At 52.1% G+C, this 14,135-nt stretch carries 13 protein-coding genes, 1 pseudogene and 1 riboswitch; of the genes and pseudogenes, 10 read left to right on the top strand and 4 right to left on the bottom strand.

From position 1 onward, the window contains the following. Positions 1–51: 51 nt before the first annotated feature. On the bottom strand, positions 52–744 hold the full coding sequence (locus tag ACUVOF_RS07035) for a hypothetical protein (protein ID WP_447043652.1): 693 nt from the start codon (positions 742–744) through the stop codon (positions 52–54). Between the two features lie 177 nt (positions 745–921). On the opposite strand from ACUVOF_RS07035, the gene ACUVOF_RS07040 reads away from it, so the two are divergent. From ACUVOF_RS07040 to ACUVOF_RS07065, 6 genes and pseudogenes are all read left to right on the top strand, one after another. After that, the gene (locus tag ACUVOF_RS07040; RefSeq protein WP_447043653.1) at positions 922–1,503 is read left to right on the top strand and encodes a peroxidase-related enzyme; all 582 of its coding nucleotides are present in this window, start codon (positions 922–924) and stop codon (positions 1,501–1,503) included. Positions 1,504–1,617: 114 nt separating this feature from the next. Beyond that, positions 1,618–1,725: riboswitch (TPP riboswitch) on the top strand. After that, positions 1,715–3,088 carry a sodium:solute symporter gene (locus ACUVOF_RS07045; RefSeq protein WP_447043654.1) on the top strand — a complete coding sequence of 458 codons (1,374 nt, stop codon included), beginning with the start codon at positions 1,715–1,717 and terminating at the stop codon, positions 3,086–3,088. Its footprint overlaps the riboswitch before it by 11 nt. Before the next feature lie 102 nt (positions 3,089–3,190). Beyond that, positions 3,191–4,173: pseudogene (locus tag ACUVOF_RS07050) on the top strand (magnesium transporter CorA family protein). A gap of 157 nt (positions 4,174–4,330) precedes the next feature. Continuing rightward, a complete protein-coding gene (locus ACUVOF_RS07055; RefSeq protein ID WP_447043655.1) occupies positions 4,331–4,909 on the top strand; it encodes an NnrU family protein in 579 nt (192 codons plus the stop codon). Between the two features lie 150 nt (positions 4,910–5,059). Next, positions 5,060–6,247: an alcohol dehydrogenase catalytic domain-containing protein gene (locus tag ACUVOF_RS07060; RefSeq protein ID WP_447043656.1), complete on the top strand. Its 1,188-nt coding sequence runs from the start codon at positions 5,060–5,062 to the stop codon at positions 6,245–6,247. Further along, on the top strand, positions 6,247–7,311 hold the full coding sequence (locus tag ACUVOF_RS07065) for a proline racemase family protein (protein ID WP_447043657.1): 1,065 nt from the start codon (positions 6,247–6,249) through the stop codon (positions 7,309–7,311). Before ACUVOF_RS07060 ends, ACUVOF_RS07065 begins: the two co-directional genes overlap by 1 nt. Here the strand turns inward: ACUVOF_RS07065 and ACUVOF_RS07070 are convergent. From ACUVOF_RS07070 to ACUVOF_RS07080, 3 genes are all read right to left on the bottom strand, one after another. Further along, positions 7,308–7,508, bottom strand: coding sequence for a DUF1289 domain-containing protein (locus tag ACUVOF_RS07070; protein WP_447043658.1), 201 nt, complete (start codon positions 7,506–7,508; stop codon positions 7,308–7,310). The two genes, ACUVOF_RS07065 and ACUVOF_RS07070, sit on opposite strands and share 4 nt — an antisense overlap. Further along, entirely contained in the window at positions 7,508–7,924 is a 417-nt protein-coding gene (arfB, locus tag ACUVOF_RS07075) for an alternative ribosome rescue aminoacyl-tRNA hydrolase ArfB (protein WP_447043659.1), read from the bottom strand. The genes ACUVOF_RS07070 and arfB overlap by 1 nt, the downstream gene beginning before the upstream one ends. 97 nt (positions 7,925–8,021) lie before the next feature. Continuing rightward, positions 8,022–8,969: a D-2-hydroxyacid dehydrogenase family protein gene (locus tag ACUVOF_RS07080; protein WP_447043660.1), complete on the bottom strand. Its 948-nt coding sequence runs from the start codon at positions 8,967–8,969 to the stop codon at positions 8,022–8,024. 120 nt (positions 8,970–9,089) lie between these two features. Between ACUVOF_RS07080 and ACUVOF_RS07085 the strand changes: the two genes are divergently transcribed. The 4 genes from ACUVOF_RS07085 (at position 9,090) to ACUVOF_RS07100 (ending at position 14,022) form a co-directional block, all read left to right on the top strand. Then, entirely contained in the window at positions 9,090–9,704 is a 615-nt protein-coding gene (locus ACUVOF_RS07085; RefSeq protein WP_447043661.1) for a flavin reductase family protein, read from the top strand. A 259-nt stretch (positions 9,705–9,963) separates the two neighbouring features. Next, complete coding sequence (locus tag ACUVOF_RS07090) at positions 9,964–11,163, top strand: ABC transporter substrate-binding protein (protein WP_447043662.1); 1,200 nt, start codon at positions 9,964–9,966, stop codon at positions 11,161–11,163. An 85-nt stretch (positions 11,164–11,248) separates the two neighbouring features. Beyond that, on the top strand, positions 11,249–13,321 hold the full coding sequence (locus ACUVOF_RS07095) for a methyl-accepting chemotaxis protein (protein ID WP_447043663.1): 2,073 nt from the start codon (positions 11,249–11,251) through the stop codon (positions 13,319–13,321). A gap of 131 nt (positions 13,322–13,452) precedes the next feature. Next, entirely contained in the window at positions 13,453–14,022 is a 570-nt protein-coding gene (locus ACUVOF_RS07100; protein WP_447043664.1) for a DJ-1/PfpI family protein, read from the top strand. Positions 14,023–14,135 lie beyond the last annotated feature (113 nt).

A 14,135-nucleotide genomic window follows, 5' to 3' on the forward strand; every position in this document is an offset into this window, starting at 1 on the left:
TTAGAGGCCGTCGAAAGCAGGGCTGTTATTACTAACTTGTAAATTAGTAGGTTAGAAATTATCAAACAGTGGCAGGCTCTCTTCAAGCAACTGCTCAATGGGGGCGAGCTGGCTTTCATGCAGAACCAGCAAGGAAAGCTCGCTCATGAAGTGCGGGGCTGGGGGTGCTAGGAGCGCAAATTCACCCTCTTCAAGATGGAATTCGTGTATTTCGCGCAAACCAAGCGGTGTCATGCATTGCGAGCAGCGGTAGGTGTCATCTTCGCCATAAACCAGTCGGTGGTACATTTTGAACAGCGTGTATAGGGCTAATCCCCCCTCAAATGCTGGCCAGTGTGCTGGGGTTTCGCGAATGTCGGTAGCGAGTGATTGGCCTTCTGCTTCTGCGTCAGCAATCGCATCGGCGAGCGGTGCGGCGAGAAGAGCATCATTATCGGCCGGTAGCGGGGTATTGTGCTTAGAGGCGTGGGTAAAGTCTTGTACTGCGCGTTTGAAGTCAGAGACGCCATTTAGGGTATAGTCTATGTGCTGTAAGTCGGTTGGCTCGCAACTGCCATTTTCCCAGCCATGAATAACCCTTAGTGTCATTTGCCCACGTGCCATAGGGCGGGCAAGTAACATATGCAGCATGATACGAATATGCAGTTGACGCTCGTCTGTATCATTTTCAAACGCCCGGTAAGGGTCAGCAAACAGTTCGTTTAGACGACCGGGAGTATGTTCCTTGGCTTCGTTATGACTCATGACAGTGTCCCTTTGAACGAACTGTTTATTAAAGAGTAGAGCGTGGTTTTTATGACAGAACGTTAATTCAGTATGGCGAGCAGAGCTGCTAAAAAAAAGACGCTAAGCTAGCTTTTTGTTACGCACCGGCTAAGCCATTTTAGTGAGATAAGTAAATTTAACAATAAAGAGGTGGTTATGTCTGCAACAATAAGTCGTTTTAATATGCCTGAAACGCTGGATGATTTGCCGGAAGACATTCGTTCTGCCATTTTGGCCGTTCAGGAGAAAGCGGGGTTTGTGCCTAATGTATTCCTAATGTTGGCCCATCGTCCTGCTGAGTTTCGCGCTTTCTTTGCCTATCATGACGCATTAATGGAGCGGGAGTCAGACTCGCTCAGCAAAGCTGAGAAAGAGATGATCGTGGTCGCCACCAGCGCGCGTAATCATTGCTTGTATTGTGTGGTAGCTCATGGTGCGTTGGTGCGCATATACAGTAAAAACCCGCTACTTGCTGACCAAGTGGCTGTTAACCATCACGTTGCGCCAATCAGTGAGCGCCACCGATTGATGCTTGATTTTGCTATTCACTGCGCCATCGATGTAGGTGAAATGACGGATGAGTGGTTCTCCCGTTTGCTGGAAGTAGGCTTTAGCCAAGAGGACTGCTGGGACATAGGTGCTATCGCGGCGTTTTTCAGCTTATCGAATCGACTAGTCACTTTAGCGGGCACTCCACCCAATGAAGAGTTCTATCTAATGGGGCGTGTGCCACGTTAGGTTGCTGCCAACTCATCTTAAACTTTACTAAGGTGCGATTTTGATTGAGGATAGTTTCGACACATTCCTTAAAATAGCATTTGAAAAATAGTCGCTATAATAAGTACCTACATTCACTGTCGCCAGGGGAGCCCTGTTAGCAAGGGCTGAGAATGCGTATTGCGCAGACCCTGGAACCTGATCCGGTTCGTACCGGCGGAGGAAGCGCGACATGCTTTACTTAACATCAGCTGTGCTTGGCGCGGCACTATGCTGCTTTGCTTTTTTAGGCCTGCGGGCTCGCTGGGTGGATGGCCCGCTTGATGACTATGTCACCGCGCGCAATTCGCAAACAGCTTCTACCCTTGGTTTATCCTTTCTTGCCTCCGGCATGGGGGCATGGATACTCTTTGCTCCCCCTGAAATTGGTGCTTTTGTTGGCCCGCTCGCATTGTCAGGTTATGCGTTAGGTTCCGCACTCCCATTCCTTGTCTTAGGGCTTTATGGGCCTAAAATCCGCCGTGCCCTGCCTGAGGGACGCAGCATCGCAGAGTTTGCTGAAGCTTGCTATGGCTCGGGCGTTCGGCGCTGGGTTACGCTGGTATCGGTCGGTTATATGGCCTGTTTTTTGGCGGCTGAGCTAACCGCTATCGGTGCAATCACCGCATTGCTTTCCGATGTGCCGCCCGCGTTGGTAATTATGGGTGTGGCCCTCACCACGCTGGTTTATACAGCGGTTGGAGGGCTACGCGCCAGCCTTGCCACTGACCGCTGGCAGGCCTGGTTATTGCTGGCACTACTCTTGGCGGTAGGCAGTATGGCTTTGTGGCGACTGCCTGCCCTTCCTAATGAGGCTGTTTTACCTTCTATTCCTGTTACTGATGCGCTTAGTGTGGCGTTAACGCTGGTGATTGCAGTCACCGCAGCGAACTTGTTTCACCAAGGCTATTGGCAACGCGTTTGGGCTGCACAAGACAATCAAAGCCTGGGGCGCGGGGCATGGTTAGGCGGCGCAATGACGGTGGTGGTCGTGATGGTAATTGGCGGTCTGGGTATGTTGGCCGCTATGCGCGATGTGCCACTAGGCGAACCGCCGATGCCGTTTTTTGCACTGCTTATCGATGCACCCGTCTGGTTGACGCTGCCCGCCTTAGTGCTCGCTGTTACGTTGGTGGCTTCTAGCGTTGATACGTTACAAAACGGTATTGCTTCCCTGATCGTGGCGCGCAGCGAGCAGCAGGGCGTTTCACTCGTTGCTGCCCGATGGGTGACGATTTTATTGATGATTCCCGTTGTGGTGATTGCTTTGCAAGGGTTATCGGTATTGCGGCTGTTCCTCATTGCTGACTTACTGTGTGCGGCCATTGTAGTGCCGGTGCTGCTGGGCTTGTGGCAACGAATGACGCCTATTGCGGCCATTGGAGGAGGCATTGCAGGGTTGCTGGGAGCCATCCTTCCAGGGTGGTTAAGCCAAGGAAGTTTTATCTCGGGAGTCGTTGCGGCGAGTTTTCCGGGCAGCATTCCCACGCTGGGGCCCTTCGTAGGCGCGTTAATTGCCTCGACGTTAATCAGCGTATTGCTTGCGAGTATGACTAAAAAACAGTGAATACTTGGCGTTTATGATGCAAAGCACACAGGATAAGCACAAGTACGTATAGCCAATCCTGCTGGTAGCGGTGCTTAAGGCCTGAAACATTCAAGGACGACCATGATTCGATCTATTTTAACCACCCCTGAAGGCGATAGTTACGAGGGCGATGAGCATCTTATGGCAATGTGGCAGACCACCTCAGGGAGCCATATTTGGATTGATATGCAGGGTGAAACGCAGCAGCGTGAGCGTACTATTTTAGAGGCGTTTGAGTTCCATCCAATGGCGATTCAAGATGCCCATAAAGAGCGTCACCCGCCTAAAATAGAAGAGTTTGAAAACCATACGCTAATTATTTATCGCGGGATCTCCTCATTCGATGCCGAGCTGAACTACCTGCCTCAACAGGTCTGTTTTTTTGTGGGTGAAAGGTTTCTGGTCACACTTCATCCTGGCCAAGCACTCTCTATTGAGCGGTTGTTTAACGAGCATGGTAAAGCTCTACTGGCCCACTCGCCGGAACATGTAGCGCTACGGGTGATGTATATTTCAGCGGGCTTTTATATTGATAGCCTGCTCGAGTTTGAAACGGCGTTAAGCGACCTTGAGGATGAATTGTTAGAAGCAGGTAATGATGTGCTAATGCGCAAGATTATTACCTATCGTTCCCGGCTGGTTAAAATGCGTCGTATCTTTAGTTACCACCAGGGTATTACGCAAGAACTGACGGCTTATGATTATGAGCATTTGCCTCGCGAGCAAAGCGAAACCCTGCACGCGATTAACGATGTGGCCGAGCGTTTCGAGCGTCTCTATACGTTGACCCAGATGTATTACGACATTTGTGGTGACTTACTCGATGGCTATATCTCTATTTCTTCCCACCAGTTAAATATCACCATGCGTGTTCTCACAGTGATTACCGCTATCTTTGTACCGCTATCTTTGTACCGCTGACATTTATCGCTGGCGTTTACGGCATGAACTTCGAAAATATGCCCGAGTTGCGCTACGAATACGGTTACTTTTTTGTATTGGGTGGCATGTTGGGAATCGGTGGTGTATTGATTTGGCTGTTTAAACGTAAACATTGGTTTTAACCCAAAACAGCAAAACTATCTCAGTTATCTGCTCGTCAGTAAGCAAAAAGTTGGCGCATACATAGGTGGTCAGCGGTTGTCTGTGGCATCCTCTGCATCGACCAAGACTATAAGGCATTATGCCGTCGACTAGCGTTTTCACTGGGAGCATTTTTTCATGACCATTATGATCATTGGGCTGCTGATTTTTCTGGGCAGCCACTCTGTGCGTATCTTTGCTGAAAATTGGCGTCAGCAGCAGATTGCCAAGCGAGGCGAGGCTAACTGGAAATTAGTCTATTCAGCGGTCTCTTTCATTGGGTTGGTGATTGCTATTTACGGGTTTGGACAGATGCGCCTTGATCCGATTTATGTCTGGCATCCTCCCATGGGAATGCGTCATGCAGTGGCACTGCTGATGCTGCCCGCCTTTATTATGCTAGCGGCGACGTATGTTCCTCATAATGCCATTAAGGCCAAACTTGGCCATCCGATGGTATTGTCCGTGAAAATTTGGGCGTTTGCTCACCTACTGGCAAATGGGCGTTTGGGCGATATTATCTTTTTTGCTGCTTTCCTTATCTGGGCTATCCTGTCGTTTAAAACTGCCAAAAAACGCGACCGCCTTACGCCGCCTGCGGCTGTTAGCACTACAAAAACGGCAACCATTGCGAGCGTGATAATTGGGCTAGTGGCGTATGTATTATTTGCCTTTTATTTGCACGCAATGCTGATTGGGGTCCCTGTATTTAGCTAGTAACGCGGCTTAGATAATTAAACTGCTTCGTTCTTCTGGCGGCCTCGCAGTCAAGCGTTGCCGTCATTGCCGTTTATACGGCTTTTAACGCTCGGCATGAGTTTGTTATTGTCATTGGAGCGTTAATACACCCAATTAAGGAGCCAGCTCATGGTCGCAACGGAGCAAACGGTGCCGGCTACAATGGCCGCCATGCTATTGACAGGACATGGTGATATCGAAAAGTTGGAATATCATCAGGATGTCGCTACACCCCAGCCCAAGACGGGCGAAGTGCTGGTGCAAGTGACGGCCACGGCAAAAAACAATACTGACCGAAAAGCCCGTGAAGGCCTTTATCCTACTAAGGATAAGGGCGAGGTTACTTCCTTTGCCATGGGGGGCACGCCGACATTAACCTTTCCGCGTATTCAAGGGGCCGATGTAGCGGGTCGCATCGTGGCAGTGGGAGAGGGCGTTGACGCCGAGCGCATAGGTCAGCGGGGTTTGCTCGATTTTAATATCTACGCCGATGAGCGTCGCGATATCAACCTTACCCCGGATTACTATGGTCATGGCGCTGATGGCGGTTTTGCAGAGTATATCGCTGTTCCTGCTGAACAGTTCTACCATATCCCCAATCCTGAATTACATGATGCAGAGCTTGCCTCGATGGGCATGTGCTCTTATCAAACGGCTTACCACATGATGACTGCGGCTCAGGTAAGTGCTGGCGAGCGTGTGCTGGTCAGTGGCGCTAGTGGCGGCGTGGGCACCGCGCTCATTCAGCTCTGTCGCATTGTGGGGGCTATTCCCTACGCGGTAAGCCAGCTAGACAAAGCCGATGCGCTAACAGCATTGGGCGCTGAAGCCGTCATTGACCGTGGCGATTTGCCTACTTTCGTTGAGCGGGTTTTGGAGACGACTGGCGGTAAACCGATTGATGCGGTGATGGACTTGGTCGGCGGAGAAATGACCAACCTGTTTATCGATACCATGATTGTCGATATGCAGGGACGTAAAAGTTACCCGCGCCTTTCCATTGCTGGCGCTAGCGGTGGCAATCTCAGCGAAATTATGTGGACGCGTATTTATCTGTATCAAGTGCAGATATTTGGCGTTTCCCATGGTACGCGGGAAGAGGCCGAACAACTTGTGGCTTGGATCCGCAGCGGCGAATTAAAACCCGTGCTTCATGCGGCGTTTAAACTCTCCGACTTACATGCTGCTGAGCGCTATTTTGTTAACCGGGACAGCAATTACCTGGGAAAAATCGTGCTTGTTCCCGATGCCCAGTGGGTATCTCACGGTGCTCCGTTCGCCCTCGAAAATTCCTCTGCCGCTCAGGAGCGCCGCTAGTGCATAATGTTCATACTATCCAATTAATGGACACGCACGCTGGTGGCGATGTTAGCCGTATTGTGACGGGCGGCATTGATATTCTGCCGGGTGCCACCGTGCGCGAACAGATGGAGTACTTGCGCGATGATGCCGACGGTTTGCGTCGCTTGCTGCTGGAAGAGCCCTATGGCATTCCGGAAATGTCGGTGGATTTATTGGTACCTCCCAGCCACCCGGAAGCGGTCGCGGGCTATATCATTATGGAAGTGATGGGGTACCCCATCTACTCAGGCTCCAACACGCTATGTACCGCAACGGCGGTACTGGAAAGCGGTATTGTGCCCAAGCAAGAAGGCATTCAGCGCTTTAAGCTGGAAGCGCCCGCAGGCTTAGTACAGATCGAAGCCAAGGTACACAACGGCGTGGTGGAGTCAGTCACCTGTGGCGGCTTGCCCAGTTATATCGATACCTACCGCGATACGATTCAAGTACCGGGGATTGGTGAGGTCACTTATTCCATCGCCTACAGCGGCGGTTTTTATGCGTTAGTCGATGCCACTGAACTAGGCTTTAAACTGACGCGTGATGAGGAGCGCGCACTATCAGAATGTGCCTATAAAATAGTCGAAGCGATTAAAGCGCAGCGAGGCTTCTCTCACTACACCCTGGGCGACGTAGGGCCACTGCCGTTTCTGCATTTTATGGGGCCTGAAGAGCAGGTGACGGAAGGTTATATACGCTCACGCTCAACCACGTATGTTCACCCTGGCGTCATTTGCCGCAGCACTACGGGTACTGGTACTTCGGCACGCCTAGCATTAATGAACTATGAAGGGCGGTTGAAGTTAGGAGATAAGCTGGAGACAGTTTCACTACGTGAGACGGGGTTTATCGGCACTTTTATCGGAACCCATCAAGAGGGCGCTTATCAAGTAGTGGAAAACACCATTACCGGCCGCAGTTACGTGCTGGCGCACTCGGATATTGTGATCAACTGCGATGATCCGATGGTGGCTTGCGGTGAGCTACATCATATCTTGAGTGACCGTCATCAGCCTGCGCCATTGCCATCAGCGCCCTAGTCGTTGGAGGCATAGCCTTCGCTTTCCAGGCGTTCCCATACCGGGGCCTTTTCGGCCTCGGTCATACTTCCCCAGCCGGCGATTTCATCCAGCGTTCGGCCACAGCCATGGCAGACAGAGGTGGAGGGCTCAATTTGGCATATTTGCACGCAGGGCGAGAGAGGGCGCTTAGTGAGCGGTTCAGAACGTGTAGTCATCAAGAGGCCGACACCTTGCCGCGAAGTGATTTAATTTTGCCTTTACGTGTTTTGTGATCGACGCGACGACGCTGTGAGCCTTTGGTAGGCTTGGTGGGGCGGCGTACTTTTTGCTGTCTGGTGGCACTTTGAATCAACTCTTTTAAACGCTCTAGTGCATCCTCTTTATTGAGTTCAAGCTTGCGATGGCTTTGGGCTTTGATAATCACAACGCCCTCTTTACTGATGCGCTGATCAGAGAGCGCCATTAAGCGCTCTTTATAATGCGGTGGCAGCGTAGAGCTCAGAATATCGAAGCGCAGGTGGACTGCTGAGGCGACTTTGTTGACGTTCTGGCCGCCCGCACCTTGGGCGCGAATCTGGCTGATATCGATCTCCCAGTCAGCCAACGTAACGTTGCTAGAAATGGTGAGCATTCATGGCCCCTGTGTGACTCGTGAACCTACAAGGCTAGCACAATTGGCGCAGAGGCGGTGGTCGTTAAGTCCTTAACCCAAGCAGTAACGCCTGTTTTTAACGAGCTAGATTGGTCACCGGCTGACCATCGATATAGGCCAGCAGATTGCTAAACGCATCGCCAAAGTAGAGCTCGTAGCTATCTTTTTCCACATAGCCTAAGTGCGGTGTGGCGAGTAGATTGGGCAGTGCCAGCAGTGAGTTTTCTAACACAGGTTCTGCATCAAAAACATCAGCCGCCGCTTGGCCAGGCCTACCGGCCTTGAGTGCTTGTTCAAGCGCCCCAGGTGCCACTAACTGAGAACGGCTGGTGTTTACCAGCAGAGATGTTGGCTTCATCTGGGCGAGGGATTCAGCGCTGACGATACCGCGGGTATCGTCGTTTAAACGAAGGTGCAGGCTGAGCACATCCGCCCGCTGGAAAAAGTCTGTTGGGCTTTTGGCCACTTCGATTCCGGCCTCGGCAGCGCGCTGGCGGGTACCTTCCCGCCCCCACACCAGAACGTTCATTTCAAATGCCTGACCATAGCGTGCCACTAGGCTGCCAATTTTTCCGTAGCCGAAAATGCCTAAGGTGCGGCCTTTGAGCCCCGTACCCAAGGTGCGCTGCCAGCGGCCCGCTTTCAGATTCTCAACCTCTGACGGTATATGGCGCATGGCGGCCAGGACCAACCCCCAGGTTAATTCTGCCGCCGCGTAGGGCGAGCCAGTGCCCGCCATCACGGTAACGCCGTGGCGGCGACAAGCCTTCATATCCACATGCGCTGCGCCGCCTCCCGTTTGGCTAATGACTTTCAGGTTGGGCAAGCGCTCCAGCAACGCGGCGGTGATCGGGGTGCGTTCACGAATCAGCACTAACGCCTCGGCATCATGAAACCGTGCACTCAGCCCGTCCAGCCCGGTTAAGGTGTCGTGATAAATCGTTACGTCGTGCCCTTCTAGCAGCTTGAAGGCGTCTAAACTGCGCACACAGTCTTGATAATCATCGGGAATGACAATCTTCATTGCATCTGTTCCTTGCTGGGCAGCGCTTATGTTTGTAAAACACATGAACGCTGGTAATGCTGCTATAAAGTGGCAGTACTCTGGTAACAGTACTCTGAAACTCATTATTTAGGAGCCAAAATGAGCGACTACCTATTAGATGAATCCCCCTTAAGCCCAGGTGTGATTTATCGGCTATTATCCGGCAGCATTTGCCCCAGACCCATTGCCTGGGTATCTACCCAGGATAAACGCGGCAATGCCAATCTAGCGCCGTTCTCCTTCTTCAATGTTGCCAGTGTGCATCCACCCGTGCTGGCGTTTTCACCGCTGCTCAATGGCAGCGGTGAGCTTAAAGATACGGTGCGTAATTTAAATGAAGTTGCTGAATGTGTCGTGCATGTAGGTAGCGAAGCGTTAATTGAAGCGCTCAACACCACCAGTGCCAGCCTTCCGCCGGAGCAAGACGAGTTTACCCTGGCCGGGCTGGAAAAGGCGGCGATGCCAGGCGTTAGCGTACCGCGAATTGCCAATGCGCCGGTGGCGTTTGGTTGCAAACTGTTCGATATGATCCGTTTCGGTGATCAACCCCTGGCAGGTACCTTAGTGCTGGCGCAGGTGGTTTCCATTCATATTGATGATGCTGTTTGGGACGGCCGTCGTGTAGATATGGATCTTCTCAAGCCGGTTGGTCGTCTAGCGGGCAGCGATTACATACGCATTAGCGATCGGTTTGCCATTGAGCGGCCTGATTAGTATTGGCTTAATTTAGGTAATGATCTGATTTTTAAATAAAATGTTGTGTTTCCGTCGAGGTGGTTCTAGGCGGTTACACAACAGGCAACAATAATTACTTAGTCGTTAACGATAATTAATCTTTAGTCGTATATTCTCCTGCCGATAGTAGTGAGTAACAGATCGGTAATGTTGGCGTTCAGGCGATGGTATTCATCACTTGACGCTAACTCGCCATTTATTGGTTGGGGAAGTGATCTAGCGAGTGAGGAGCAGATCAATGCGACGAGTGGGAACGCTATTATTAAGTAAAAGACCGTTAAAAAAGCGGCTAGTCAATATAACGCTCTTCGCCGGGCTATTGATTTCACCATTGACCCAGGCAGCACTGACCTTTGGTATTGTCGCCCCTTCCAGCGGAGGCGCTGCGCCTTTAGGGCTGGGTATGCAAAAGGGGATCGAAACCTATTTTGCCGAGGTGAATGCCGCTGGCGGCGTAAACGGTGAAACATTAGCCTTGATCCCCCGGGATGATGAGTACAAACCGCTGCAAGCTGCCAGCAATACCCGGCAAATTATCCAAGAAGATGAAGTGCTAGCCGCGATCGGCAACGTAGGTACACCAACCGCTACCGTCACCATACCCATCTATAACGAATATGAAACACTGCTCTATGGCGCGTTTACCGGTGCGGGTGTGTTACGCAAAACACCGCCAGATCGTTATGTGATCAATTACCGGGCCAGCTATGTGCAAGAAACGGCAGCCATGGTCAATGGGCTCTTGGAAGCGGGCGTGTTGCCTGAGGAAATAGCCTTTTTCACCCAAAACGATAGCTTTGGTGATGCCGGCTATAATGGGGCCATTCAGGCGTTAACCTCCCATGGTGTTGGAAACACCGCTGCGCTGGCTCATGGGCGATTTACCCGCGGTACACGCAATATTCACCAAGGCTTGGCGACCATTCTACAAGCGCCGGTGACACCTCGGGCGGTCATTATTGTGGGCACTTACGGGCCCGCGGCAGACTTCATTCGTGAAGCACGCAACGACCTACCGGATGCCGTATTTTTGAACGTCTCTTTCGTTGGCAGCCAAGCGTTAATGGATGAACTTGGGGAGTTGGCAGAAGGCGTCATTATTACCCAAGTCGTGCCGCCTCTGGATGCCGACCTACCCGCTGTAGAAGCATACCGACAGGCGCTAGCCACGCATTCACGCGGTAGTGAACCTGACTTTATATCTCTCGAAGGCTACCTTGCTGCGAAGCTTTTTGTTGAAGGTGTAAAAGCAGCCGGAGCAAACCCAGATCGTGACGCTATTGTGGATGGCTTACTTGGCCTAGGGTCGGTCGATATTGGCCTAGAAGAGCCGCTCAGCCTGGGGCGTAATGACCATCAAGCCAGCGATGCAGTTTGGCCAACCATTATCACAAACGGCCGTTTCGAGTCGGTGGAGTGGGCGAGCCTGTTGCCTTAACGGTGACATATTAAGGCTTACGTTAACGGTATGTCCCTGACACAAGTGAAAAGTGATAATGAAAGAAACGTTAAGTATTAGAGCCATGTTAATAAGCCTGTTCCTGGCAGCCGTGCTGGGGGCTGTGGTGCTGGCGGTAACGGGTTGGACAACCAACCAACGGTTAATCGACTCGCAGCGCTATATTACCGGTGAGGTATTACCGCTTCAGGATGCCAGCCGGGGAATGGTGCTAACGATGGGCGCGTTTGGTCAGCGTCATGCGGATCTGCTTGCCGCAGAGAATGCGACAGGCCTTGATGCAGTCACCACTCAAGCCGCATTAGATGAACGTTTTCAAACCGCCCGTCAGGGGCTGAGCAGGGTTGATCACGCAGAAGGCCTCAGCGAGCTGGATAGCCATTACCAAGCGTTGCTTGAGGGCGATACGTCGCTTGAGGCGGTACGCCGTGAAGAGTTGAGCCTGCAAACACAAATGGCCGAGCGTATTAGTGCGATGCAAACACTGATTTCTCAAGTGATGCTTAGCGCCGAAGATATTGCCGGACGTGCAGCGCTGGCCCAGGTGCGCGGTGACAGTGACCAGCGTGAGCTGATGGAAGCCTGGCGCGAAGACGGCATGACGACCCTGCCTACTACGCTTCTGGATAATATGTTTGCCCCGCAAGCGGATATCGGGCGCTTAAGTGGTAACGCTCGCATGGCCTTAGCGCAGTTATCAGACCTTGGCCGCCAAATGATGCAAATGGAGAGCTCTGATGCGCTGGTCAACTTGCGTCACAATGAAATTGCCCAACAGGTTGGGCTTGCTCGTCAATCATTGGCGGCAATTGCCGATGCGCCGAGTACCGAGGTAGAGCAGCGTGCGCTGATTAATAATCTTAGCGAGGTCATCGTAGAGCTGGAAGGACTGATGATATCCGATGATAACGCCGTCTATGAACTTCGTTTCCAGCAACTTGCGCTCCATGAACAGGTGCAGGCGGCGCTTACTAATGTTGCTCAAGCCATGGCTCAGATGCGCACGGCCCTGAGCAACGTTGAAGCGTATACCGTTGAACAGGCTGATAACGCCGCCACCCAGGCCGAGTCATTAGCCAATGCCGGGCGTTCGTTACTGATTATGGTTACACTGATTGTTATTGCGCTACTGGCAATCTTTGGCTGGCGTACGATGGTGCGCGTACTGGGTCCGTTAGTGGCGATGCGCCACCAAATGGAAAGCATTAGTGGTGCCGCAGGCGAAAACGCTGATCTTTCCAAGCGTCTTGAGCTCAAGCGAAACGATGAAGTGGGCCAAACGGCCCAAGCGTTTAATAACATGATGGATACCTTTGAAGGTATGGTGGCGCAAATTCGCGAAAGCGCCGAATCTATTGCGGCCAGCAGCCGCCAAATCGCTGCGGGTAATGAAAACCTTTCCCAGCGTACTGACCAACAGGCAGCTTCGTTGGCTGAAACAGCTTCAAGCCTTGAACAAATTACAGCCACTGTGAAGCAAACGGCTGAATACGCTGACCAGGCGAAAGACGCAAGTGGCAACGTTGACCAGCGAGCACGTGCCGCTGGGGATGTGTCAACCCGTACGACGGCAGCCATGGGCGATATCCGAGAGGCGAGCGAAAAAATCACCTCCATTATTAAGGCCATCGACGATATCGCCTTTCAAACCAACCTACTCGCACTGAATGCCTCTGTTGAAGCCGCGCGAGCAGGCGAGCAGGGGCGTGGATTTGCAGTGGTGGCTCAAGAGGTGCGCAAATTAGCCGGACGCAGCGCTGAAGAGGCGGCCCAAATTCGTCATCTGGTAGACGACAGTGTCGCTAAGGTGAGCGAAGGCGAGCAGCTTGTTAACGCTTCCAGCAAGCATCTACAAGAGATCATAGAGAGCCTCGGCGAAGTAACGCGCTATGTCACTGAGATTGCAGGCGCGACTCACGAACAGTCGGCGGGTATCGACCAGATCAACCAGGCAATTTCGCAGCTGGATCAAGTCACACACCAAAACGCACGGTTGGTACAAGAGGCCACGACCGCTAGCCATACGCTGGATGATCGCGCAGGCGATATGCACTCACTGGTAGGGCGCTTTCGTGTAAGCGATACGGCAGGGCAACGTCATCTGTCACTCCCCCAGAAGGAAGAAACTATCGAGTAGTAGAAGAAACTATCGAGTAGTAAGCAATTACTACCTGTTGCCGTTAAGCGCTTGCTAATCTCATTTCACACGCTGTGCGTGTTCTCAAATACTCGATCATTAACCATAAGATCAATAAGAGGAGCACTGAGATGAGTAGCAAGCGCATTTTAATGATCACCGGCGATTTCACTGAAGACTATGAAACCATGGTGCCATTTCAGGCATTGATGGCAGTCGGCCACCGTGTCGATGCAGTTTGTCCTGGCAAAGCCTCGGGCGATACCGTGGCGACCGCGATTCATGATTTCGAAGGTGATCAAACCTATTCCGAAAAGCCCGGCCACCGCTTTGCACTGAATGCCGATTTCGCCGGAACTAACCCCGCTGATTACGATGCTTTGGTAGTGCCGGGTGGGCGCGCACCTGAATATCTCCGCTTAGACAAAGACGTGCTCGCGATGGTGCGACATTTCTTTGAGACCAATAAGCCCGTGGCTGCGATCTGTCATGGTGCGCAGTTATTAGCCGCTGCAAAAGTGCTTGAAGGAAAGCAGTGCTCTGCTTACCCAGCCTGCCAGCCGGAGGTAGAACTTGCCGGTGGTCACTTCGCTAACTTGGAAGTGACTGATGCGGTGACTGATGGCAACTTGGTGACCGCACCCGCGTGGCCTGCCCACCCGGCATGGCTGGCGCAGTTTATGGCGCTGTTAAATAAGTGACTCTAGCCGCGATAATAAAACCACCTTTGCGCCCGGCCCCCGCCGGGCGCTCTGTGCCAATGTCCGCTATATTGGTAGCTTGAACAGCAATTTGAGCAAAATACGCTGAAAGG

The organism is Vreelandella sp. H-I2 (assembly GCF_052959335.1).

Coding starts and splice junctions, on each gene's coding strand:
- ACUVOF_RS07055 (WP_447043655.1), top strand. CDS start 4,331: ATGACCATTATGATCATTGGGCTGCTGATTTTTCTGGGCAGCCACTCT.
- ACUVOF_RS07035 (WP_447043652.1), bottom strand. CDS start 744: ATGAGTCATAACGAAGCCAAGGAACATACTCCCGGTCGTCTAAACGAA.
- ACUVOF_RS07100 (WP_447043664.1), top strand. CDS start 13,453: ATGAGTAGCAAGCGCATTTTAATGATCACCGGCGATTTCACTGAAGAC.
- ACUVOF_RS07045 (WP_447043654.1), top strand. CDS start 1,715: ATGCTTTACTTAACATCAGCTGTGCTTGGCGCGGCACTATGCTGCTTT.
- ACUVOF_RS07095 (WP_447043663.1), top strand. CDS start 11,249: ATGTTAATAAGCCTGTTCCTGGCAGCCGTGCTGGGGGCTGTGGTGCTG.
- ACUVOF_RS07080 (WP_447043660.1), bottom strand. CDS start 8,969: ATGAAGATTGTCATTCCCGATGATTATCAAGACTGTGTGCGCAGTTTA.
- ACUVOF_RS07090 (WP_447043662.1), top strand. CDS start 9,964: ATGCGACGAGTGGGAACGCTATTATTAAGTAAAAGACCGTTAAAAAAG.
- ACUVOF_RS07040 (WP_447043653.1), top strand. CDS start 922: ATGTCTGCAACAATAAGTCGTTTTAATATGCCTGAAACGCTGGATGAT.
- arfB (WP_447043659.1), bottom strand. CDS start 7,924: ATGCTCACCATTTCTAGCAACGTTACGTTGGCTGACTGGGAGATCGAT.
- ACUVOF_RS07070 (WP_447043658.1), bottom strand. CDS start 7,508: ATGACTACACGTTCTGAACCGCTCACTAAGCGCCCTCTCTCGCCCTGC.
- ACUVOF_RS07060 (WP_447043656.1), top strand. CDS start 5,060: ATGGTCGCAACGGAGCAAACGGTGCCGGCTACAATGGCCGCCATGCTA.
- ACUVOF_RS07085 (WP_447043661.1), top strand. CDS start 9,090: ATGAGCGACTACCTATTAGATGAATCCCCCTTAAGCCCAGGTGTGATT.